Source organism: Bradyrhizobium guangzhouense, assembly GCF_004114955.1.
GTDB classification, from domain to species: domain Bacteria; phylum Pseudomonadota; class Alphaproteobacteria; order Rhizobiales; family Xanthobacteraceae; genus Bradyrhizobium; species Bradyrhizobium guangzhouense.
Genome location: NZ_CP030053.1, coordinates 6,934,096 through 6,955,364 on the forward strand (window position 1 = coordinate 6,934,096; position 21,269 = coordinate 6,955,364).

Annotated in this window: 18 protein-coding genes; 8 read left to right on the forward strand and 10 right to left on the reverse strand. The window is 64.9% G+C overall.

What is annotated here, in order from left to right:
* Window positions 1-93: 93 nt before the first annotated feature.
* Genes XH91_RS33060 through XH91_RS33080 form a run of 5 tightly spaced genes read left to right on the forward strand, consistent with a single transcriptional unit; the run spans window position 94 to window position 5,320 of the window.
* Window positions 94-969 (forward strand): branched-chain amino acid ABC transporter permease, encoded by an 876-nt coding sequence (locus XH91_RS33060; RefSeq protein WP_128954491.1) that lies wholly within the window; start codon window positions 94-96, stop codon window positions 967-969.
* Complete coding sequence (locus XH91_RS33065) at window positions 966-1,964, forward strand: branched-chain amino acid ABC transporter permease (protein WP_128954492.1); 999 nt, start codon at window positions 966-968, stop codon at window positions 1,962-1,964. Before XH91_RS33060 ends, XH91_RS33065 begins: the two co-directional genes overlap by 4 nt.
* Window positions 1,961-2,704: an ABC transporter ATP-binding protein gene (locus tag XH91_RS33070; RefSeq protein WP_128954493.1), complete on the forward strand. Its 744-nt coding sequence runs from the start codon at window positions 1,961-1,963 to the stop codon at window positions 2,702-2,704. The genes XH91_RS33065 and XH91_RS33070 overlap by 4 nt, the downstream gene beginning before the upstream one ends.
* A 10-nt stretch (window positions 2,705-2,714) precedes the next feature.
* The gene (locus XH91_RS33075) at window positions 2,715-3,452 is read left to right on the forward strand and encodes an ABC transporter ATP-binding protein (RefSeq protein ID WP_128954494.1); all 738 of its coding nucleotides are present in this window, start codon (window positions 2,715-2,717) and stop codon (window positions 3,450-3,452) included.
* On the forward strand, window positions 3,449-5,320 hold the full coding sequence (locus tag XH91_RS33080) for a bifunctional sugar phosphate isomerase/epimerase/4-hydroxyphenylpyruvate dioxygenase family protein (protein WP_128954495.1): 1,872 nt from the start codon (window positions 3,449-3,451) through the stop codon (window positions 5,318-5,320). The genes XH91_RS33075 and XH91_RS33080 overlap by 4 nt, the downstream gene beginning before the upstream one ends.
* 178 nt (window positions 5,321-5,498) lie before the next feature.
* Here the strand turns inward: XH91_RS33080 and XH91_RS33085 are convergent, their stop codons facing one another.
* Window positions 5,499-6,671, reverse strand: coding sequence for an ABC transporter substrate-binding protein (locus XH91_RS33085; RefSeq protein ID WP_128954496.1), 1,173 nt, complete (start codon window positions 6,669-6,671; stop codon window positions 5,499-5,501).
* A gap of 323 nt (window positions 6,672-6,994) precedes the next feature.
* Between XH91_RS33085 and XH91_RS33090 the strand changes: the two genes are divergently transcribed.
* Window positions 6,995-8,257: an NAD(P)/FAD-dependent oxidoreductase gene (locus XH91_RS33090; RefSeq protein ID WP_128954497.1), complete on the forward strand. Its 1,263-nt coding sequence runs from the start codon at window positions 6,995-6,997 to the stop codon at window positions 8,255-8,257.
* 141 nt (window positions 8,258-8,398) lie between these two features.
* Here the strand turns inward: XH91_RS33090 and XH91_RS33095 are convergent, their stop codons facing one another.
* Both XH91_RS33095 and XH91_RS33100 read right to left on the reverse strand, forming a co-directional pair.
* Window positions 8,399-10,081, reverse strand: a complete 1,683-nt coding sequence (locus XH91_RS33095) for a tannase/feruloyl esterase family alpha/beta hydrolase (RefSeq protein ID WP_128954498.1) — start codon at window positions 10,079-10,081, stop codon at window positions 8,399-8,401.
* 155 nt (window positions 10,082-10,236) lie between these two features.
* Entirely contained in the window at window positions 10,237-12,087 is a 1,851-nt protein-coding gene (locus tag XH91_RS33100; protein ID WP_164933547.1) for a feruloyl-CoA synthase, read from the reverse strand.
* Between the two features lie 148 nt (window positions 12,088-12,235).
* On the opposite strand from XH91_RS33100, the gene XH91_RS33105 reads away from it, so the two are divergent.
* On the forward strand, window positions 12,236-12,730 hold the full coding sequence (locus XH91_RS33105) for a MarR family winged helix-turn-helix transcriptional regulator (protein ID WP_128954500.1): 495 nt from the start codon (window positions 12,236-12,238) through the stop codon (window positions 12,728-12,730).
* A gap of 194 nt (window positions 12,731-12,924) precedes the next feature.
* The gene (atzF, locus tag XH91_RS33110; protein WP_128954501.1) at window positions 12,925-14,745 is read left to right on the forward strand and encodes an allophanate hydrolase; all 1,821 of its coding nucleotides are present in this window, start codon (window positions 12,925-12,927) and stop codon (window positions 14,743-14,745) included.
* A gap of 7 nt (window positions 14,746-14,752) precedes the next feature.
* On the opposite strand, the gene XH91_RS33115 is transcribed toward atzF, so the two are convergent.
* The 7 genes from XH91_RS33115 to XH91_RS33145 form a co-directional block, all read right to left on the reverse strand.
* Entirely contained in the window at window positions 14,753-15,475 is a 723-nt protein-coding gene (locus tag XH91_RS33115) for a GntR family transcriptional regulator (RefSeq protein ID WP_164933548.1), read from the reverse strand.
* Between the two features lie 4 nt (window positions 15,476-15,479).
* Window positions 15,480-15,872, reverse strand: coding sequence for an oxalurate catabolism protein HpxZ (gene hpxZ, locus XH91_RS33120; RefSeq protein WP_128954503.1), 393 nt, complete (start codon window positions 15,870-15,872; stop codon window positions 15,480-15,482).
* A 12-nt stretch (window positions 15,873-15,884) separates the two neighbouring features.
* A complete protein-coding gene (locus XH91_RS33125) occupies window positions 15,885-17,279 on the reverse strand; it encodes an AtzE family amidohydrolase (RefSeq protein WP_164933549.1) in 1,395 nt (464 codons plus the stop codon).
* Between the two features lie 7 nt (window positions 17,280-17,286).
* The gene (locus XH91_RS33130) at window positions 17,287-17,466 is read right to left on the reverse strand and encodes a DUF4089 domain-containing protein (protein WP_164718544.1); all 180 of its coding nucleotides are present in this window, start codon (window positions 17,464-17,466) and stop codon (window positions 17,287-17,289) included.
* 19 nt (window positions 17,467-17,485) lie between these two features.
* Window positions 17,486-19,207 (reverse strand): dipeptide ABC transporter ATP-binding protein, encoded by a 1,722-nt coding sequence (locus XH91_RS33135; protein WP_128954504.1) that lies wholly within the window; start codon window positions 19,205-19,207, stop codon window positions 17,486-17,488.
* A gap of 88 nt (window positions 19,208-19,295) precedes the next feature.
* Window positions 19,296-20,195 carry an ABC transporter permease gene (locus XH91_RS33140; protein WP_128954505.1) on the reverse strand — a complete coding sequence of 300 codons (900 nt, stop codon included), beginning with the start codon at window positions 20,193-20,195 and terminating at the stop codon, window positions 19,296-19,298.
* Between the two features lie 3 nt (window positions 20,196-20,198).
* Complete coding sequence (locus XH91_RS33145; protein ID WP_128954506.1) at window positions 20,199-21,212, reverse strand: ABC transporter permease; 1,014 nt, start codon at window positions 21,210-21,212, stop codon at window positions 20,199-20,201.
* Window positions 21,213-21,269 lie beyond the last annotated feature (57 nt).

The following is a 21,269-nucleotide window of genomic DNA, read 5'->3' on the forward strand; positions in this document are numbered from 1 at the left end:
TGCTCGCGGAGACGGCCCCCTCACCCCGCCCTCTCCCCGTAAGAACGGGGGGAGGGAAACGACGGAGCGGAGCGAGGCGCACGAGAGGGGAAAATGTCCAATCTGTTCGATCTTCTGGTCGCAGGCCTCGCCACCGGCGCGATCTACGCGCTGGTCGCAGTCGGCTTCACGCTGCTGTGGCAGACCTCGCAGACCATCAATTTCGCGCAAGGCGAGTTCGTGATGCTGCCGGCATTCCTGATGCTGGCGGCAATGCATGTCGGCGCGCCGTTCTGGCTCGCGATCATCCTCGGCATTCTGCTGTCGATGATCCTGCTGGGCCTTGCCTTCAAGATGCTGCTGGTCGACCCGATGATGCGCCACGGCGTGCTGCCGCTGGCGATCGCGACCATGGCACTCGCCATCGGCATCAAGGAAGCCGTGAAGCAATTCTTCAGCGCCGAGGCCTCGCCCTTCCCCTCGATCGTGCCGACCGGCGACATCACCGTGCTTGGGCACGTCGTCTCGCTGCAAAGCATCGGCGTGCTGGTCGTCGCGATCCTGGCTGTCTTCGGCCTGACCACGCTGCTCAACCGCACCTCGCTGGGTCACCAGATGCAGGCGGCGGCGCAGAACCCGATGGTGGCGCGCATCATCGGCGTGCCGGTCGAGCGCATGATCCTGCTGACCTTTCTGATCAACGCTTTCCTGGTCGCGCTGGCCTCGCTGCTGATCACGCCGATCTACCTGGCGAAATTCTCGTCCGGCGAGGTGCTGGGACAGGCGGCCTTCATCGCTGCCATTGTCGGCGGCTTCAACCAGGTGCGCGGCGCGATCGCCGGCGGCCTCTTGATAGGTGTGCTCGACAACCTCGCTGCCGCCTACGTCTCGACACAATACCGCGCCGCCGTTCCAATGATCTTCCTGATCGCCGTGATCCTGTTCCGACCGCAAGGACTGCTCGGCCGCGCCGAGGAGCGCACGGTATGAGCGGATTCGCCAAACCCCTGAAGATCGCGCTCGGTCTCATCGTCATCGCCGGCCTGATCGTCGTGCCGATGAACTTCAATCGCTACGGCCTGTTCATCCTAAGCCAGTGGGCGGTGATGACCATCGCCGCGATGGGGCTCAACCTCACGCTCGGCTATGCAGGCCAGGTGTCGCTGGCGCAGGGCGCCTTCGTCGGCATCGGCGCCTATGCATCGGCGATCATGACGGCCCATGGCTGGCCGCTGCCGGTCGCGATCCTTGTCGCGATCGTGCTGAGCTTCGCGGTCGGCTGGCTGCTCGGCTATCCCGCGCTCCGCGTCCAGCATCATTACCTCGCCTTCGTCACGCTCGCTTTCTCCACTCTCGCCTTCCTGGTGTTCCGCAACGAGAGCTGGCTCACCGGCGGCATCTACGGCATCTCCAACATCCCGCGGCCGCATATCTTCGGTATTGCGACCAACAAGCCGCTGCCGTTCTACTATGTCTGCCTCGGTTCGCTCGCGATCGTGTCGCTGGCGGTGTGGTGGCTGATCCGCTCGCCCTGGGGCCGCGCCTTCATGGCACTGCGCGAGAATCCCCTGCGCGCACAATCGCTGGGCATCGACACCCGCCGCTATACGCTGATGGCGTTTGCGATCGGCTCCGCGCTCGGCGGCGTCGCCGGAGCACTTTATGCGCCGCTGACGCAATATATCGACCCCGTTCCCTTCAACCTGTCGCTCTCGCTCGATCTCTTGATGATGGTGATCGTCGGCGGCGCCGGCTTTTATTTCGGCCCCTTCCTCGGCGCGATGATCGCGGTGCTGCTGCCGGAATGGCTGCGCTTCACCGAAGGCTATTACCTGATGCTCTACGCGATCGCGGTGATGGGCCTGCTGGTCTGGTCGCCGACCGGCATTTTGGGGATTCTTGATCGCTACATGGCCGCACGGCGCACCAAGGCAGCCTCCGCGCTGCGTGCCGTCGCAAAATCCCGGCTGGAGACGGCGCAATGAGTGCGGTGCTCGAGGTCACTGACATCAAGAAGAGCTTCGGCGGCATCACCGCGGTCGACGGCGTCTCCTTCGACGTCCGCGAGGGCGAGATCCTCGGCCTGATCGGCCCGAACGGCTGCGGCAAGTCGACCCTGTTCAATTGCATCCTCGGCCAGCTCACGCCATCAGCCGGCGAGGTCAGGCTCGACGGCAAGCTCGTCACGGGCTTGCGCCCTTCCGAGCTCAACAAGCTCGGCGTCAGCCGCACCTTCCAGCTTCTGCAGGTCTTTCCAAAACTCTCGGTGCGCGAGAACCTGATCCTCGCGGGCCAGGAGCATCAGGGCAACATGGCCTCGCGCCTGGTCGGCCGCTCCGATGCCGGGCTGACGGAGGCCGCCAACCAGATGATCGGCTTCTTCAAGCTCGATCATCTCGCCGCTGAACCTGCCGGCGGCCTCTCCTACGGCCAGCAGAAGCTGCTCGATGCCGCCATGGCCTTCATGGGGGGCCCGCGCCTGGTGCTGCTCGACGAGCCCGCCGGTGGCGTCAACCCGTCGATGCTGGCCGATCTGAAAGAGCGGCTGGTCGCGATCAACCGCGAGAAGAACGCCACCTTCGTCGTGATCGAACACAACATGGAGTTCGTGATGTCGCTGTGCTCGCGCGTGATGGTGATGGCCGAAGGCAAGGTGCTGGCGATGGGACGGCCGGACGAGGTCCGGAAGAACCCGGCCGTGATCGAAGCCTACCTCGGACATTAGGGAGCCGATCATGAGCGACCCGATCCTCTCGGTTCACAACCTCGTCGGCGGCTACGGCAAGATGACGATCCTGAACGGCACGACGTTTTCGGTGCCGCAGGCGACCATCACCACGATCATCGGCCCCAACGGCGCCGGCAAGTCTACCGTGTTCAAGGCGATCTTCGGTCTCCTGAAGCTGCGCGAGGGCAAAATCAGCTTTGCCGGTCGTGACGTCACGAATTTGAGCCAGCGCGCGCTGCTCAATGCCGGCATCTGCTACGTGCCGCAGGGCCGCAACATCTTTCCGGAACTCTCGGTCCGCAGCAATATCGAGCTCGGCGGGGTCTCCGCCGGCAAGGGCATCGACCTGCCGACGCGCATCGAGGCTGCACTCGACCTGTTCCCCGCACTGCGGCGCAAATCCACACAGCAGGCCTCGACACTGTCGGGCGGCGAGCAGAAGCAGCTCGAGATCGCCCGCTCGCTGCTGCTCGAACCGAAGCTCGTGCTGATCGACGAGCCCTCGATCGGGCTGTCGCCGCTGATGGTGCAGCAGACCTTCGATATCCTGAAGAGCTTGCGCGATCGGGGCGTCACCATCCTGATGATCGAGCAGAACGCGCGCTCGGCGCTGGAGATTTCCGACATCGGCATCGTGCTCGAGCTCGGCCAGACCCGCATGGTCGACAAGGCCGAGCGCATCCTGAACGATCCCAGGATCGGGCAACTGTTCCTTGGGGGCGCAATGGAGGACAACGCAGCATGAACAAGCGCTCGATCGCAACCGTCTCCCTCTCAGGCGCCCTCGACGAAAAGCTGCGTGCGATCGCATCCGCAGGCTTCGAGGCGGTCGAGATTTTCGAGAACGACCTGTTGTCGTTCGGTTCAAAGCCACGCGACATTGCAAAGCTCTGTAAGGATCTCAATCTCGAGATCTGCGCGTTCCAGCCGTTCCGCGATTTCGAGGGCATGCCGGAGCCGCAGCGCACGCGCAACTTTGCCCGCGCCGAGTGCAAGTTCGATCTGATGCATGAGCTCGGCACTGATCTGTTGCTGATCTGCTCCAACGTCTCCCCCAGCTCACTCGGCGGCATCGACCGCGCCGCCGACGATTTTCGCGAGCTGGGCGACCGCGCCGCCAAGCGCTCCTTGCGCGTCGGCTACGAGGCGCTGGCCTGGGGCCGCCACGTCAACGATTACCGCGATGCCTGGGAGATCGTGCGGCGCGCCGATCATCCCGCGATCGGCGTCATCCTCGACTCTTTTCACGCGCTCGCGCCGGGCTTCCCCGTCCGCGCCATGGCCTCGATCCCCGGCGACAAGATCTTTCTGGTGCAGCTCGCCGACGCGCCCAAGCTCGAGCTCGACATCCTGTCGTGGAGCCGGCACTTCCGTTCCTTCCCCGGCCAGGGCGATCTGCCGGTCGGCGAGTTCATGCAGGCGGTCGCCGCGACCGGCTATACCGGTCCGTGGTCGCTGGAGATCTTCAACGACCAGTTTCGCGCCGGCTCGGCAGCACAGACCGCTGTCGACGGCCTGCGTTCGCTGATCTTGTTGCAGGACCACCTCGCCCCGGACTGGCCAAAGCTCGTCGGCGAGCCCCTGGCTCCGAAGCCCAAGAGCAGCGGCACCGGCTTCATCGAATTCGCCGTCAATGAGACCAAGGCCGGCGAGCTTGCGCAATTGTTTTCACAGCTCGGCTTCCGCAAGACCGGCAAGCATCGCAGCAAGATGGTGGAGCGGTGGTCGCAAGGCAAGGTCGAGCTGGTGATCAACTCCGAGACCGACGGCTTTGCGCATTCGCACTACGTCACGCACGGTCCCGGCGTCTGCGCCATCGCGCTCGACGTCGACAATGCCGGCCTTGCCATGCAGCGGGCCGAAACGCTGAAGGCGCGCACCTTCTACCAGCCGGTTGGACCGGGCGAGCTGGAGATCCCCGCCATCCACGGCGTCGGCGGCAGCCTTCTCTACTTCCTCGACCAGGCCGGGAAGAACTGGGACACGGATTTCGCGCCTGTCGCGAGCGACGCAAGCACCGATGCGCTGCTCGCGGTCGACCACATCGCGCAATCGATGCCGTATGACGAGATGCTGTCCTGGCTGCTGTTCTACACCGGCATCCTCGATCTCAAGCGGTTGCCGCAGATGGAGATCGCCGACCCCAGGGGCCTCGTGCAGAGCCAGGCCCTCATCAATGGCGACCGGAGCCTGCGCTTCGTCGTCAACGGCTCCTCCGCCAACCGCACGCTGCCCGCGCGCTTCATCTCCGAGTTTTTCGGCTCGGGCGTGCAGCACGTCGCGTTTGCGTGCGAGGACATCTTCGCCGCCGTCGCCGCGATGCGTGCCCGCGGCGCCGGCTTCCTGGACATTCCTGACAATTACTACGACGACATCGAGGCCAAATACGACCTCGCCCCCGATGTCATGGCAAAACTCCGCGCCAATCACATCCTCTACGACCGCGAGGGCGACGGCGAATTCTTCCAGGTCTACACCCACATTTTCGACGAGCGCTTCTTCTTCGAGATCGTCGAGCGGCGGAGCTATCAGGGATTCGGCGCTGCCAATGCCGGCATCAGGCTCGCCGCGCAGGCCCGCGAGGTGCGCCCATCGAGCGTGCCGCGGGCGTAGGCTCTATCCGCGCCGTCATTGCGAGCGTAGCGAAGCAATCAAGACTCTTTCCGCGGAGGGATTCTGGATTGCGTCGCTGCGCTCGCAATGACGGAGGAGAGAGCTGAGAACTCCTCTCCCCGCATCCGCTTCGCTAAAGCTTCGGCGAGACAGTTGCGGGGAGAGATAGAGTAGAGCCTCACTTCATCGGGCACTTGTCGTGGAAGCGGTCCTGATCGTTGGTGACGATGGTGGCAACGGTCTTCAGCGAGAGCTCGCCGCCGGCGCCCTTCACCACGTCCTGCAGATAGAAGTTCTGGATCGGGATGTGGTTGTTGCCGTATTTGAACGCGCCACGCAGCGACTTGAAGTTGGCCTTCTCCATCTCGGCCTTCATCGCGTCCTTCTTGGACGTGTCGCCGCCAACGGCGACCACCGCGCTGTTGATGAGCTGCGCCGCGTCATAGGCCTGCGCGCCGTAATAGGTTGGGCGAAGACCCGTGTATTTCTTGCGATAGTCGGCGACAAAGCGCTTGTTCTGCTCATTGGGGAGATCGTTGACCCATTCCTGCGCGCCGGGAACGCCAAGCGCGTTCTCCTTTTGAAGCGGCAGGGACAACTCATCGACGGTGAAGGCGGTGTAGAGCGGCATCGTGCTCTTCAGTCCAGCCTGCGCATATTGATTGAGGAACTGCACGCCGGCCGCACCCGGATAAAACACGAAGATCGACTCGGCCCCGGAGGCGCGCGCCTTGGAGAGCTCGGCGGAGAAATCAAGCTGGCTCGGCCAGACCGTGTACTCCTCGCCCTTGACCTCGCCCTTGAACGTGCTCTTCAGGCCCGCGAGCATGTCCTTTCCGGCGGCATAGTTCGGGCCGATCAGGAACACGCTCTTGACGCCGTTCGCGTTCATGTAGAGGCCCACGGCGGCCGGGGTCTGATCGTTCTGCCAGGAGGTCGAGAACACATAAGGGCTGCACAGCTCGCCGGCGAGCTGCGACGGGCCGGCATTGGCTGATATCAGGAAGGTCTGCGAGTCCACCGCGGTCTTGAGAGAGGCGAGCAGCACGTTCGACCAGATGTAGCCGGCCAGGAAATCGACCTTGTCGGACTGCACCAGCTTCTCGGTCTTCTGCTTGCCGACATCGGGCTTCTGACCATCATCCTCATAGATCACCTCGACCGGCTTGCCGCCCATCTTGCGCCCGAGATGGTCGAGCGCGAGCTCGAACGAGTTGCGCATGTCGTTGCCGATCACGGCCGTCGGGCCGCTGAAGGTCGAGACGAAACCGATCTTGATGGTGTCGCCGGCGGATGCCGGATTTGCCAGCACCAGCGCCGCTGCGCCCGCCAGCCAGAATGCCGTCCTCATAGCAACTCCCCTCCCTATTATTGATCCCGGAAACGGGTGATCGCCGCCCCGAGCCTGTCTCTATTGAACGCAAAATCTGTCGCCCCGCCAATGGCTCAGCGGCTGCCCCTGCACCATATTTCGCCCCAATCGGAGATGGCAAGAAATATAATTCTACCTGCTTTGCCCGAGGCCGGCCCAGGGCCGGTCCGGGATCTGCGGTACTTCCGCGGGGACTATCGATACGCCACGCCAATTCCATCATTGATGACGGCTATTGGACCACGGCGCCCAATCCGCTCTTAAATGAGGGAATGAAACAGCGAGAGATTCGAGGGTGCACCATGGCCGCAAATCCCCATCGCGTCGTCATCGTCGGCGCCGGCTTCGGCGGGCTGGAGACGACCTACCGGCTTGCCGGTGCACCGGTCGAGATCACGCTGATCGACCGCCGCAACCATCACCTGTTTCAACCGCTGCTTTACCAGGTCGCGACCGCCTCGCTCGCGACCAGCGAGATCGCCTGGCCGATCCGTCATCTCATGCGCGACCGGCGCGAGGTGACGACGCTGTTTGCAACGGTGAGCGGCGTCGATGCGGCACGCCGATGCGTGCTGATCGATGACGGCAGCGAGGTGCCCTACGACACGCTGGTGCTCGCCACCGGCGCGCGTCACGCCTATTTCGGCCATGACGAGTGGGAGAATTGGGCGCCGGGACTGAAGACGCTGGAAGACGCGACCACGTTGCGTCGTCACATCCTGGTGGCGTTCGAACGTGCCGAGCGCGAGACTGATCCCGCGAAGCGCGCTGCCCGTCTGACCTTCGTGATCGTCGGCGCCGGCCCGACCGGCGTCGAACTCGCCGGCACCATCGCCGAGATGGCGCACCACACCCTGCCCGGCGACTTCCGCAACATCGACACCACCAAGGCGCGCGTCGTGCTGATCGAGGCCGGCCCCCGCGTGCTGGCAGGCTTTCCGGACGACCTGTCGGCTTACGCGCAAGCCTCGCTGGAGAAGATCGGCGTCGAGGTCGTGCTGGGGCAGGCCGTCACCGAGATCAACCGCGAGGGCGTGGTATTCGGCGGTCAGTTGTTGAATGCCAAGACCCGGATCTGGGCCGCTGGCGTCCGTGCCTCGCCCGCCGCCGAATGGCTGGGCGCACCAAGCGATCGTGCCGGGCGCGTGCAGGTCGAGGGCGATCTCACCATTCCCGGCCATCCCGAAATCTTTGCGATCGGCGACACCATCAACATCAACGCGTGGGACGGCAAGCCCGTGCCGGGCATCGCCCCGGCGGCGAAGCAGCAGGGCAAGCATGTCGCGGCGACCATCAAGGCGCGGCTGCAGGGCGCGCCGACCGGCCCGTTCCGCTACAAGCACGCCGGCAGCCTCGCACAGATCGGCAAGCGGCTCGCGGTGATCGATTTCGGCAAGGTCAAGCTGCGCGGCACCATCGCGTGGTGGATCTGGGGCGTCGCCCACATCTACTTCCTGATCGGCCTCCGCCATCGCCTCAGCGTCGCGCTGAGCTGGCTGTGGATCTACGCGCGAGACCAGCGCGCGGCCCGGCTGATCACGCAGGGGAGCAGCAAGGTGGTGTAAGAAGGTTCTCGTGTCCTGGACGCGGCGCGGCATGAAATGACGTGACGCAGAGCCGGGACCCAGAACCGTGGCCCCGGCTCTGCAGCGCGGCGCTATGCGCCGCACTGGGTTGGGGCAAGCGCCTGCCGACGGCACGACGAGCTACGGCGTCTTGCAGACGAAATTCGCCGCATCCTCGCTGTCGCCCTGCCCGGAATACGCGGCGTAGCTCGGATACGGACATAGCGGCCGCGTGCGGCCCGGACTCCAGGACGCAGGGACTTCCTTGTTGGCGGGATTGGCCGACGCGATGATGCGCTCGGGTGCCTTGCCTTTCTCCACCCAGTCAATCAGCGCGGTCAGTGCATCGAACTTGTCGAGGGTGACGCCGCCACCGCAGTGCGTTTCGCCCGGAATCGTAAACAAGCGCGCGACGCCGTCGGCGTGCCCCTGCAGGTTCTTGTCCAGCCGGTCGTACCAGCGGATGGTGTCGTTCACCGAGAACACCGGATCGGCCTGGCCGTGATAGATCAGCATCTTCCCGCCAGACTTCTGGAGCGATGCGAGCTTTGGATCATCGACGTCGGGCGGCGTCATGAAGTCCATGGCCGATTCCGTGAAGGTCGCGTCCTTGGTGAAAATCTTTGGTGCGTCCTTGTCGAAATCATAGGCCTTCAGTGCCTCGACCAGCTTCTCGTTGCTGCCCTCGACCGCGACCGGGGGCGTCGAGAAGATATAGTTCAGCGAAGCTGCACCCATGGTGGCGATGATCGGGTAATTGTTCCAGGGCGCGACGGGGCTCTCGACCTTCCAGGTGCGCCAATTGCCGGTGCCGATGCCACCATCGAGCGGCCAGTCGGAATAGAGCGCCTCACCTTTCGAATTCTTCGGTCCAGCGAGGCTCATCTTCAGGGCGTCGACCTTGGCTTCGGACAAACAGGCGCTGTTCTGCCCCGGCGCGCAGACCAGGCTCTTGAGATCGAACGCCTTCTGACAGGCGGCGAGATTGGCCGTCAGCCCATCCTTGACGCCGTCGAGCGCATCGCAGGCCTCCGTAATGCGCGAGGAAACGAGCTGGGCGTCCTCCTTGGTGATGGATTTGCGCAGATCAGGATCAGCTTTCAGAAAGGCCTGCACGTCCCAGGCATGCTGGATCGCAGCGCGCGGCAGGTCGAAGCCAGGATTGCCGACGAGGAAGCCGTCGTAATTTTCCGGCATGCGCGAAGCCGCGACCATGGCGTGACGCCCGCCGTTCGAGCATCCCGCCATATAGGAGCGATCCGGCTTGCGTCCGTAATGCAGGGCGATGATCTGCTTTGCGACCGGCGATAGCGTCATGTCGGCGGCATAGCCATAGTCGCGCCGCGCCTGTGGATCGAGGCCGAACGCCGCTCCCGCGGTCAGGCCCAGCGATTTGTTCGCGGGGTCCGATCCGGAATGGCCACTGTCCGACGACAGCACGGCAAAGCCGCGCGTCAATGGCACTGAGCCACCGGAGGCCGAGCCCTCGGGCAGGCTGCCAAGAGCGGGCACGACGACGCCGTCGTTGCCGCCATTGACCTGATGCAGGAAGCGGCCGTTCCACTCGGCCGGCAATCGCAATTCGAACCCGATGGCATACTGCTTCCCGTCGGCTCCGGTGCGCCGGTTGGCGAGCCCCGTCAAAATGCAATGCTTGGGAAGACCGTTAGCGGCGTCCTGCGTTTTGGATCCGGTGATCTCGATGCCGGAGATGCCGAGCGAAGCCGTTGTGACCGGCGAGCAGGCTTCGCCGTCGGCGCGAGCCAAGGCGGTCGATCCCAGAAGCGCGGCCAGCGCGGCGGTCGATATCAAGCCAGTCCTCATGCAGACCTCCCTATTTAGTTATATGTTATAATCATTACCTCCATTTCCTATTTTGGCAAGTGCCGCCGCACCGCGGCATGTACCGGCGACGCGAAGCATCATCCGCATAGAGAGACGCCAAGCCGCAGCACGCAGCCAATCGGTATTCGGCTCCGCTAGCCGCAGGCGATCCACTCCGCCGACGCATGGTCGTTCAACCGCGCCACGGCGTCGGCGCGCCGCGTCAGCACGGCACGCTGGTTGATGTAACCTTTATCGGTGATCTCGCCGCCATCGACCGACGGCGGCTCGGTGAGCAGCAGCGCGCGCGTCGCGTGTCCGGAGGAATTGGCGCTCTGCTGCTTCAGTTTGGCCAAGCCTTGCGCGATCGTAGACCGGACCCTGTCATGCGCCAGCAGGTCGCTCACATCAGCAGTGTCCGGCAGGCCAGCATGAGCCCGGCACGCGGCGATATTCGGGAACACCAGGAAGCGCACCTCGTCGCCGCCATGGCCGCTGACGACGATATCCTGAGCCAGCGGCGCCAGCGCGGCGATGCCGGCGACGCGCAACGTGCCGACGCTGACCCAGGTGCCGGAGTTGAGCTTGAAATCCTCGGCGACACGGCCGTCAAAGAACAAGCCACGTTCGGGCCGCTTCGGATCCGCAAGCTTCACGGCGTCGCCTATGAGATAGAAGCCCTCCTCGTCAAACGCCTGCTTTGTCAGCTCCGGCGCTTTCCAATAGCCAGGCGTGACGTTGGGGCCACGCACCCGCACCTCCAGCTTGTCGCCGGAGGTCACGAGCTTCAACTCCGTACCAGGAATCGGCACGCCGATATTGCCGGAACGCTCCGCGAGGAAATGACAATCGGTCGCCAGCGGCGAGGTTTCCGTCGAGCCCCAGGCCGAGACCATCGGTAGCGCACGGCCAATGGTTTCGATGGAGAGCTGCTCCAGCGCGTCCCAGAGATTCTGCGGCAAGGCGGCACCGGCGTAGAAGGCGAACTTCACCTCGCGAAAGAAACGCCGGCGCAGCTCCTCGTCGCCACGCAGCGCCGCGATCAGCATGTCAAAGCCACGCGGCACGTTGAAATAGACCGTCGGCATCACGCTTTTCAGATTGGCGAGCGACGTTGAGAAGAGGCCGGGCGCGGGCTTGCCGCCGTCGATATAGAGCGAGCCGCCGTTGCGCAGCACGAGATTGAAATTGTGGTTGGCGCCGAACGTGTGGCTCCAGGGCAGCCAGTCGAGGATGACAAGATCATCGCCGTGTTCAAGAAAGGTCCAGGTCTGCGCCTTGGCCTGCTGGCTCGATGTCAGCATGCGCTGGGTGTTGATGACGGCCTTCGGCGTGCCGGTCGAACCCGAAGTGAACAGGAATTTTGCGATCGTATCCGGGGTCACGGCAGCGAAGGCCCTTGCAACGTCAGGCGTCTCGGCCGTCGCAGCGATGGCACGGAAAGCGAGCGCATCAGCGTCGCCAGCGACGCCACTAATGATCTGCGCCGTATGCAACGGCTTGATCGCAGCGAGGGCTGCCGCGAACGGCTTTGTGGCGGAAACATAGATCGCGCCGGGCTCGAGCAGCGCGATCATGCTTTTCAGCTTGTCGAAATCCCTCGACATCAGCGAATAGGCCGGCGAGATTGCGGCCGAGGGCACGCCGACATGCTGAGCCGCGAGCGCGAGCAGCGCATGGTCAATGCCATTGTCGGAGAGAATGACAAGGGGACGCTCCGCGCTCAGCTCTTGCGCCAAAATCCACGAGGCCGCCGCGCGAACCCGCCGCAAGGCACCCGCGTAAGTCACGGTGGCCCACGGCGTGTCGGCACTGTCGCGCTCCGCGAGGAATGTCCTGTCCGGTGTTTGCCGCGCCCATCGTTCCAGCCAGTCGCCGATACAACGCGCGCTATCGCGCAGGGGCTCGGGCGAGCGCAGCACGACGCTGCCGTCGGCGCGATGCTCCGCGACTGTCTTGGGCGTTGCGAACAGGCTCGAAGCGTCACCGCGTGGGGCCGACGTCATGTTTTCCTCCTCGCCCGTAACAGGGATCGGCCGCAACCTCGTTCCGGGCTGCTTTGCCGATAATGTCGGGCATGACAATTGTTGTCGTCAACAACAATCTTCCGTTGGAGCCGCCGAGGCGTTAAGGTCGCGCGGCAGGAGATCCCACGTGACAACCGGCGCAGGCCAGACCCCTCACCGCAGACGCGCCGGCAACGGCGCGGCGCGACGGATCGACGCGGATGAGATCGGCCTCGATACGCTGGTTGGCCACGCCGGCTACGCGGTGCGGCGCTTCCAGATCTGGATCTTTCAGGACTTCATCAAGACGCTTGAAGAGGTCGATATCAGGCCGACGCAATATTCGGTGCTGACTTTGATCGGCGCCAATCCGGGGCTCTCGCAGATGGCGGTGGCAAAGCGCCTCGGCATCGAGCGCGCCCGGCTGGTGCATCTGCTCGATAGCCTTGAAGAACGGAAGCTGGTGAAGCGGATCAAATCGAAATCGGACCGGCGCTCGCACGCGCTCCACCTCACCACGCAGGGCGAGACAGCGCTGGCAAAATTCAAGCGCCTCGCCGCCGAGCACGAACGGCATGTCGAGCAGAAGCTCGGCAAGGCCAACCGGGAGCGCCTGCTTCAGATCCTCGCTGGCTTTACCTGACACTGGCTGCACATGATTTGGGCAAATGCCCTGAGCCGGGCGTCGCTGCAACAGCCTGCTCGCTCATCAGCATTGCTCCCAAGCGGCTGATCTTGCTGTAAGATCCGGAGCGGCCGTGCTGCCCGGATAATGTACACAATGGCACATCGCTTGCTTCATTCCGGGTGAAGACATGTTGCCGGAGTTTTGACGCCATGGGGGCTGAACTAGGGGCTGAGCAGCCTGAAACGATCGCCGCGATTGTGGCCGCGCATCGCGCCGGCACGCTCACGCCGGCGCAGACGATCGCGCGCACGTATCAGCGCATCCGCGAGCGCAACGATCCCGCCGTCTTCATCAGCCTGCGCGACGAGAAGGACGCGATCGCCGAGGCCGAAAAGCTTGCGGCGCGCGCGGATGCCGCCAGCTTGCCGCTCTATGGCATTCCCGTCGCGGTGAAGGACAATATCGACGCACTCGGATTTCCGACCACGGCGGCCTGTCCGGCTTTCTCCTACACGCCGACCCATGACTCGACCGCGGTGGAGCGGCTGCGCGCGGCGGGCGCGATCATCATCGGCAAGACCAATCTCGACCAGTTCGCCACGGGCCTCGTCGGCGTGCGCTCGCCCTATGGCATCCCGAAGAATTCGATCCGCGAGGATCTCATTCCCGGCGGCTCGAGCTCGGGCTCGGCTGTCGCGGTCGGCGCGGGACTGGTGCCGTTGTCGCTCGGCACCGACACCGCCGGCAGCGGCCGTGTGCCGGCAATGCTCAACAACATCGTCGGGCTGAAGCCGAGCCTCGGCATGATCTCGACCGCCGGCCTGGTGCCGGCCTGCCGCACGCTCGACTGCATCTCGGTGTTCGCGCTGACGGTCGACGATGCCGCGCTCGCGCTCTCGGTGATATCAGGCCCCGATCAGGCAGATCCGTTCTCGCGCGACCGGCCACTTGAGCCGACCATCCCCTTCCCTGCGAAGCTGCGCCTCGGCGTGCCTCGCAACGGGCAGCTGATCTTCTTCGGCGACAAGAAATCGGAAGCCGCCTACGCAGATGCGCTGAAGCGCTGGTCCGCACTTGGGGCAACGCTGGTCGAGTTCGATCTCGAGCCGTTCTACGAGACGGCGCGGCTGCTCTATGAGGGCCCGTGGGTCGCCGAGCGCTATCTCGTGATCAAGAATCTGCTGGCCTCCGCACCCGACTCGATCCATCCGGTGACGCGCGAGATCACCGCGGCCGGCGCGCGGCTGACGGCAGCCGAGACCTTCTCCGCGCTTTATCGCCTGCAAGGCCTGCGCAAGATCGCCGAGCGCGCGTTCGCCAACATCGATGCGCTGGTGCTGCCGACGGCGCCGACGGCCTATACGACCGCGCAGGTGCTGGCCAATCCGATCGAGCTCAACAGCCGGCTCGGCACCTACACCAATTTCGTCAACCTGCTCGATCTCTGCGGCCTCGCTGTGCCGGCGTCGATGCGCACGGACGGCATCCCGTTCGGCATCACGCTGCTGGCGCCTGCAGGACGCGATGGGATGCTTGCGAGCATCGGCCGCGTCTTCCATGCGGATACCAAGCTGACCGTTGGCGCCAAGGGCGTGGCGCAGGCACCGCTTGCTGCCCTTCCCGGAAACAGCAGCGACGAAATTCCGATCGCCGTCGTCGGCGCACATCTCTCCGGCATGGCGCTGAACGGGGAATTGAAGGCGCTGAATGCGAGGCTGATCGAGGCGACCAGGACTGCGCCCGACTACAAGCTCTATGCGCTTCCGACCACGCCGCCGAAGCCCGGCATGTTGCGCGTCGAAGCCGGCAAGGGCGCATCGATCGAGCTCGAGATCTGGTCGCTCTCGTCGTCCGCGTTCGGCCAGTTCGTGAATGCGATTCCGGCGCCGATGGCGATCGGAACGATTCGGCTGGCGGATGGTCGTAGCGTGAAAGGGTTTCTCGTCGAGCCGGAGGCGCTGGGCGAGGCGCGCGACATCACGGTGTATGGGGGATGGCGCGCGTATATGAAGGAAGCCGCCACGACATAGGCGTGCCCTACACCGACACCGCGTAAATCTCATACTCCCCGCGCACCAGCTCGATATGAGCGCGCATCGCGGCCGCGGCGCCCTGCTTGTCACCGCGCATGATGGCGACGACGACGCGGTCGTGCTCGGCTTGTGACTTGGCGAGACGGCCAAGATTGCGAAACTGGGCGCGGCGGAACGGCTGCACGCGGACGCGGGTCGCCAGCGTGATCTCGGCGATGTAGCCGTTCTGCGAGCCCGCATAGATCGCGTTGTGGAAGCGTTCATTGACCTCGTGGAAGCGATCGGGATTGCCGGCGTAGCTGAGCACGCGCAACTCCTCATGGATTGCCTCCAAACCGTGACGCTCGGAGGCCGACATACGTTCGGCCGCAAGGCCGGCACACAATGCCTCCAGCTCCGCCATCGCCTCGAACATGCTCTTGAGACGCTCGATCGAGGGCTGGGCGACGACCGCACCGCGGTGGGGGCGCGCCTCGACCAGGCCGCTCGTGACCAACTGACGCAGCGCTTCGCGCACCGGAGTGCGCGACACGCTGAAGCGCCGTGCGATGTCGGTCTCGTCCAGCGGCGCGCCAGGGGCCAGAGTTCCCCGCACGATCTCGTCGGCGAGCTGGAGACGCAGCTCCTCCGCGCGCGTGACCTTCTGCACCGACGGCGAGGCACGGTCGACGCGCGGCACCACCGGTTCGGCCGGCAGTGTCCCGGGCGGAAAATCGTCAAGCGTCATACGGTCAGGTCTCTTTCGACTCGTCGATGATGCTGACATGGGCCGCGACGACGCGCCAGCCCTCCGGGAAGCGAATCCAGGTCTGCATCTGGCGGCCGACCTTGCCGGGGGCCGTGTCGCGATAGAACAGGGTGGAGGCCACCGCCGTGTCGCGGCCATAGCTCGATATCACCGTCTTCGCCCTGCGACGGTTAAGGCCGACCGGCGACCGGCCGGCGCGGAAGCCGGAGATTGCCTCATAGCCATAGAGGTTCTCACCGATGCCATAGCGCAGCGTGCGGGGATCGTTGCGGAAGAGTTCACCGAGCACGGCGACGTCGTTGCTGACGAGGGCCTGCTCATAACGCTCGAACGCGGCTCTGACTTCCGCGATCACGTCGGCGAGATCGATCTCCATCTCAAAATCCTCTTAAAGTCCCCTTGGGGCTGGCGCGGCAACCACGCCCATCTTTTCCAATGCGTACGCGACGCGGAGCGCGATGTCTTCGCGCCAGGGCGCGCAGATGATCTGCACGCCGATCGGCATCGGCTCGAGCGGCACGGGCACCGCGACCACCGGCAGACCGATGAAGGAGATCGGCTGGGTGTGGATGCCGATATTGGCACGCACCGGCAGCTCGACGCCGTCGAGATTGAAATTGACCTGGCCGAGCTTCGGCGCCGTGCAGGGCGTTGCCGGCGCGAGCAGCACGTCGACGGACCTGAATATCTCGGCAAGCTGCGCGCGATACCAGCGGCGGAATTTTTGCGCACGATCGACCAGCGCCGCCGGCACCATCGCGCCGGCGATCAGCCGGTCGCGTACGGCCGGATCGAAATCGTTCGGGCGCTTGCGCAGGCGATCGAGATGCAGCGAGGCACCTTCGGTGGTGGTGATGACGTAGGCCGCCGCGCGAGCGCGCGAGGCTTCGGGCACGTCGACCACCTTGGTCGCGTTGAGTGCCTTGGCGACACGGCTGACCGCCTCGACGGCTTCCGGGAACACGTTCGTCTGGAAGTGCCCGCCGGCGATTGCGATGCGCAGATCCGAGACCGGATTGGCGAGCAGCGGCAGCGTCGGCTCCAACCCACGCGTCGTGCAAGCGCCATCGTCGGCATCCGGGCCCTGCATGGCGTCATAGGCAAGCGCGAGGTCGGTGACGGAACGTGCGAACGGGCCGAGATGGTCGAGGCTCGCGACGAACGGGAACGAGCGCGCGCGCGACAGCCGGCCATAGGTCGGCTTGAGGCCAAAGATGCCGCAGAAGGAAGCCGGCACGCGGATCGAGCCGTTGGTGTCGGAACCGAGCGCGATCGGCACCAATGCACTGCCGACGGCGCTGCCCGAGCCGCCGGAGGAGCCGCCGCTCATCCGCGTGGTGTCATGCGGATTGCGTGAGGGACCGTCATGGATGTTCTCGCCGGTGAAGTCGTAGGCGTATTCGCCCATGTTGAGTGCGCCGACCAGCACAGCCCCGGCGGCCTCCATCCGCTCGATCAGCGTCGCGTCGCGCCCGGCGGGTGCGAGATCGCGGTTGATCTTCGAGCCGGCCCGCGTCGCCAGGCCTGCGACGTCGAACAGATTCTTCACCGCGAAGGGCACGCCGGCGAGCGGGCCGACGGTCTTGCCGACCGCGATGTCGGCATCGATGGCTTTCGCTCTCTCGCGCGCGCGATCGGCGGTGACGTCGGTGAAGGCGTTGAGGGTGGTGTCGCGCTGCTTGATGCGGGTAAGAGCCGATTCAGTCGCATCGATTGCGGACATCTTGCGGGCTGCGACCGCGCTCGCAATCTCGGCGGCCGTCATCTCTGGCTTGGAGGTCATGGCAGCATCAGGCCGTGAAGATCGGCGCCGGCTCGGTCTCGTCCGGCAGCGCGAATTCGTCGACCATGCGGCCAAGCCGCAGCGACACCTCGAGATTGGCGCGCACCGCAGGCCTCCAGGCTTCCTCGACCGGCAGCGCCAGCGCTTTCGATACGGCGTCGATATAATCGTCCAGCGGCTCGGCCATCACGCTCCCAAATAGTCTCTCAGTGTATCTGCAGCGGCGGATGCGGGATCGCCGTCAGCAGCTCCTTGGTGTAGTCGTCCTGCGGATCGCTCAAGACCTGCTCGGAAGCGCCCTCTTCGACGATCCGCCCCGCCCGCATCACAATGACACGATCGCACAACAAGCGCACTACATTCAAATCATGCGAAACGAACAGATAGCTCATACCTAGCCGCGCCTTCAGGTCCTGGAGCAGGTTCAGGACAACCGCCTGCACCGAGACGTCCAGCGCCGCGGTCGGCTCGTCCAGGATGACCAGCTTCGGATGCAGCGCGATGGCGCGGGCGATGCCGACGCGGGCCTTCTGGCCGCCGGACAGCTGGTGCGGAAAACGATCGAGCAGATTGTGCGGCAGGCCGACCATGGTGGCCAGTTCCTCGCAGCGGGCGCGAAGCGCGTCGCGGCCCCTGATATCGCCGAGCTGAATGATGGGATCGGCGATGGCGCGCGCGGCGGTGAAGCGCGGGTTGAGACTGTCGGTCGGATCCTGGAACACCATCTGGATACGGCTGCGCTGCGGCAGCCGGGCGAAGCTGGCAGGCTGAATACCGCCGATGTCCTCGCCGTCGAACTGGATCAGGCCGGAAGTCTGGTCCAGGAGGCGCATCACCATCATCGACGTGGTCGATTTGCCGCAGCCGGATTCGCCGACCAGGCCGACGCTCTCGCCATGGCCGATCGCGAAGCTGATGCCGTCGACGGCGCGGAACATGTCCGGCTCAACGGGCGGCTTGCGGCCGAACAGTTTTCCGAGCGTGGCGGTGGCGCCCTGGCGGGGATATTCTTTCACCAGCTTTTCGATGAGCAGGAGAGGCTTTTGGCTCTCCGCGGCGGCGGATGGTGCTGGCTCCGCGGGGGCGGCGAGTATCGCACCCTCCTCCTCCGGCAGCAGGTCTCTCAGCGACACCCCGAGCCGCGGCGTCGCGCGCATCAGTTTCTTGGTGTAGGGGTGCTGCGGGCTCGCGAAGATGTCGGCGGCCTTGGCGGTCTCGACGACGCGACCCTTCTCCATCACCACGACGCGGTCGCAATAGGCGGCCGCCAAGCCCAGATCGTGGGTGATCAGGATGGTCGACATCGCCTTGCGCTTCGTCAGCTCGACGATCAGGTCCATCACCGCCTTTTGCGTGGTGACGTCCAACCCGGTGGTCGGCTCGTCGGCGATCAGCAGCTGCGGATTGCAGGCGAGCGCCAGCGCGATGACGACGCGCTGGCACATGCCGCCCGACAGCTCGAACGGATAAGCGTGGTAGCGCTCGCGCGGGCGGGCGATCTTGACCTGCTCCAGCGCCTCGATCGCCCTCTCGCCGTGATCGGCAACCTGGGCCTGCTGCACATGGGTGCGCAAGACGTCCTCGATCTGGTCGCCCACCTTGCGGATCGGGTTGAGCGCGGCGCGCGGGTTCTGGAAGATCATCGAGACTTCGCGGCCGCGCAGATCGCGCATCTGGGCTTCGCTCGCGGCCTTCACGTCGATGCCGGAGAACATCACCGATCCTTCGGCGATCTTGCCGGCGCGGTCGAGGATGCGCATCACCGCGTAGGAGGTCACCGACTTGCCGGAGCCGGACTCGCCGACGATGGCGAGCGTCTCGCCCTTGGCGACGGAGATGTTGACGTGCTGCACGGCCTTGACGATGCCGCGGCGGGTGGTGAATTCGACGGTGAGATCCTGGACGTCGAGCAGCGGCTGGGCGGTCACGAATGCCTCCGGTCGCTCACAGGCGCGAAAACAACCCCATGCACAGTAGAGGCGGCACTGAAATCATTGGCGAATTTCTGCCGATCCATCACGTCCTCCGCTGCGGATCGACGATGTCGCGGAGGCCGTCGCCGAGCAGGTTGAAGCAGAACACGGCGATCATCAGCGCAAGGCCGGGGAACAGCGCGATCCACCATTCGCCCGAGACCATGAAGCCCGCGCCCTCGGCGACCATGATGCCCCATTCGGCGGTCGGCGGGCGAACGCCGAGGCCGATGAAGGAGAGGCCGGCGGCATTGAGGATGGCGTAGCCCATGGTCAGCGACATCTGCACGATCATGATCGGCATGATGTTCGGCAGGATATGCACCAGGAGGATGCGGAATTCGCCGTTGCCTGACAGCCGCGCGGCCTGCACGAAGCCGGCGTTGCGGCGGACATTGGCCTCCGCGCGCGCGACGCGGGCGTAGAGCGGGAAGTTCACGATGGCGGTGGCGAGAATGATGTTCTGCACGGTGTTGCCGAGCGCGGCGACGATGCCCATCGCCAGCACGAACAGCGGGAAGGCCATGATGGTGTCGGCGATGCGGCCGACGATGCGATCGGTCCAGCCGCCGAAATAGCCGGCGGCGATGCCGGCAAGGCCGCCCATCAGGAACACCAGCACGACGGAGGCGACCGCGATGAAGGTATCGAGCCGCGTCGCCACCACGACGCGGCTGAAGATGTCGCGCCCGAGCTGATCGGTGCCGAACCAGTGCGCGGCCGACGGTGGCTTCAGCGCCGCCGCCGTGTCGGAGGCGAGCGGATCGTAGGGCACCACATAGGGGCCGAAGATCGCCGCGATCAGGATCAGGATCAGCAGCGCGAAAGCAAAACCCGTGACCTTGTTCTCGCTCAGCACATAGCGGGTCTGTTCGAGGATCGCGGATAGTCCCGAGGTACGCGCGGGACCGACGGGTTCAACGGCTGGCGCAACGGAGCTCATGGTTTAGCCCTCCAGCCTGACACGCGGATCGATCACGCCGTACAAGATATCGATCACGAGATTGAGCAGCACGTACATCACCGCCATGGTGAGGACAAAGCCCTGCACCGGCGCGAAGTCCGATGAGATCAGCGCTTCCACCGCGTAAGAGCCGATGCCGGGCCAGGCGAAGACTTTTTCCACCAGCACGTTGGCCCCTAACAGGAACGAGAACACCATGCTGAGCGTGGTGATCACGGGCAGCATCGCGTTGCGGAAGGCGTAGGTGACGATGACGGTCGTCGGCGACAGGCCGCTGGCGCGCGCGGTGCGGACGAATTCGGACGCCAGCACCGCCAGCATCGAGGCGCGGGTCATGCGGGCGATCGGCGCCAGCGAGAAGATCGCAAGCGTCGTCGCCGGCAGGATGAGCTGGCTCAGCGCCGAGCGGAACGCCTCGAAGTCGCGTGCGAGCAGCGTGTCGATCAGGTAGAATCCGGTGACCGTCGGCGGCGCGCTGTAGAAGACGTCGAGCCGGCCGAGCGGCGCGGGCGACCAGCCGAGCTGGAAGTAAAAGAAGTAGACCAACACCAGGCCGGTGAAGAACACCGGCAGTGAGACGCCGGCTGTCGTCGTGATGCGACATAAGTGATCGACCCATGATCCCGGCCGCGTCGCCGCCAGCACGCCGAGCGGAATGGCGATGACGATGGAGACGATGAGGCCGAGCAATGTCAGCTCGGCCGAGGCCGGCAGGCGATTGCGGATCTCGGTCGCGACCGGCTGTCCCGTGGTGAGCGAATTGCCGAAATCGCCATGCGCAAGATCGTTGGTGTAGCGGAAGAACTGCTCGATCAGCGGCTTATCGAGGCCGAGCTTCTTCCTGACCTGCTCGACCGCTTCCTTGGTCGCGGCGGGACCCGCGAAATACGCGGCCGGATCACCCGGCAGCGCGCGCGTCAGCAGGAAGGTCACGATGACGACGCCGATGAGCGAGGGAATCGCAAACATCAGGCGCTTGCCGATCATGGTCAGCATGGGGCGCTCCTGCGCGGGCTTGCTTCGCCTCTCCCGCTTGCGGGAGAGGCCGACGCG

Excerpts from the sequence above, each read along its gene's own strand:
- XH91_RS33145 (WP_128954506.1), bottom strand. The coding sequence starts at position 21,212 with ATGCTGACCATGATCGGCAAGCGCCTGATGTTTGCGATTCCCTCGCTC.
- XH91_RS33070 (WP_128954493.1), top strand. The coding sequence starts at position 1,961 with ATGAGTGCGGTGCTCGAGGTCACTGACATCAAGAAGAGCTTCGGCGGC.
- XH91_RS33075 (WP_128954494.1), top strand. The coding sequence starts at position 2,715 with ATGAGCGACCCGATCCTCTCGGTTCACAACCTCGTCGGCGGCTACGGC.
- XH91_RS33115 (WP_164933548.1), bottom strand. The coding sequence starts at position 15,475 with ATGACGCTTGACGATTTTCCGCCCGGGACACTGCCGGCCGAACCGGTG.
- atzF (WP_128954501.1), top strand. The coding sequence starts at position 12,925 with ATGGGGGCTGAACTAGGGGCTGAGCAGCCTGAAACGATCGCCGCGATT.
- XH91_RS33080 (WP_128954495.1), top strand. The coding sequence starts at position 3,449 with ATGAACAAGCGCTCGATCGCAACCGTCTCCCTCTCAGGCGCCCTCGAC.
- XH91_RS33065 (WP_128954492.1), top strand. The coding sequence starts at position 966 with ATGAGCGGATTCGCCAAACCCCTGAAGATCGCGCTCGGTCTCATCGTC.
- XH91_RS33085 (WP_128954496.1), bottom strand. The coding sequence starts at position 6,671 with ATGAGGACGGCATTCTGGCTGGCGGGCGCAGCGGCGCTGGTGCTGGCA.
- XH91_RS33060 (WP_128954491.1), top strand. The coding sequence starts at position 94 with ATGTCCAATCTGTTCGATCTTCTGGTCGCAGGCCTCGCCACCGGCGCG.
- XH91_RS33095 (WP_128954498.1), bottom strand. The coding sequence starts at position 10,081 with ATGAGGACTGGCTTGATATCGACCGCCGCGCTGGCCGCGCTTCTGGGA.
- XH91_RS33125 (WP_164933549.1), bottom strand. The coding sequence starts at position 17,279 with ATGACCTCCAAGCCAGAGATGACGGCCGCCGAGATTGCGAGCGCGGTC.
- XH91_RS33130 (WP_164718544.1), bottom strand. The coding sequence starts at position 17,466 with ATGGCCGAGCCGCTGGACGATTATATCGACGCCGTATCGAAAGCGCTG.
- XH91_RS33090 (WP_128954497.1), top strand. The coding sequence starts at position 6,995 with ATGGCCGCAAATCCCCATCGCGTCGTCATCGTCGGCGCCGGCTTCGGC.
- XH91_RS33140 (WP_128954505.1), bottom strand. The coding sequence starts at position 20,195 with ATGAGCTCCGTTGCGCCAGCCGTTGAACCCGTCGGTCCCGCGCGTACC.
- hpxZ (WP_128954503.1), bottom strand. The coding sequence starts at position 15,872 with ATGGAGATCGATCTCGCCGACGTGATCGCGGAAGTCAGAGCCGCGTTC.
- XH91_RS33100 (WP_164933547.1), bottom strand. The coding sequence starts at position 12,087 with ATGACGTCGGCCCCACGCGGTGACGCTTCGAGCCTGTTCGCAACGCCC.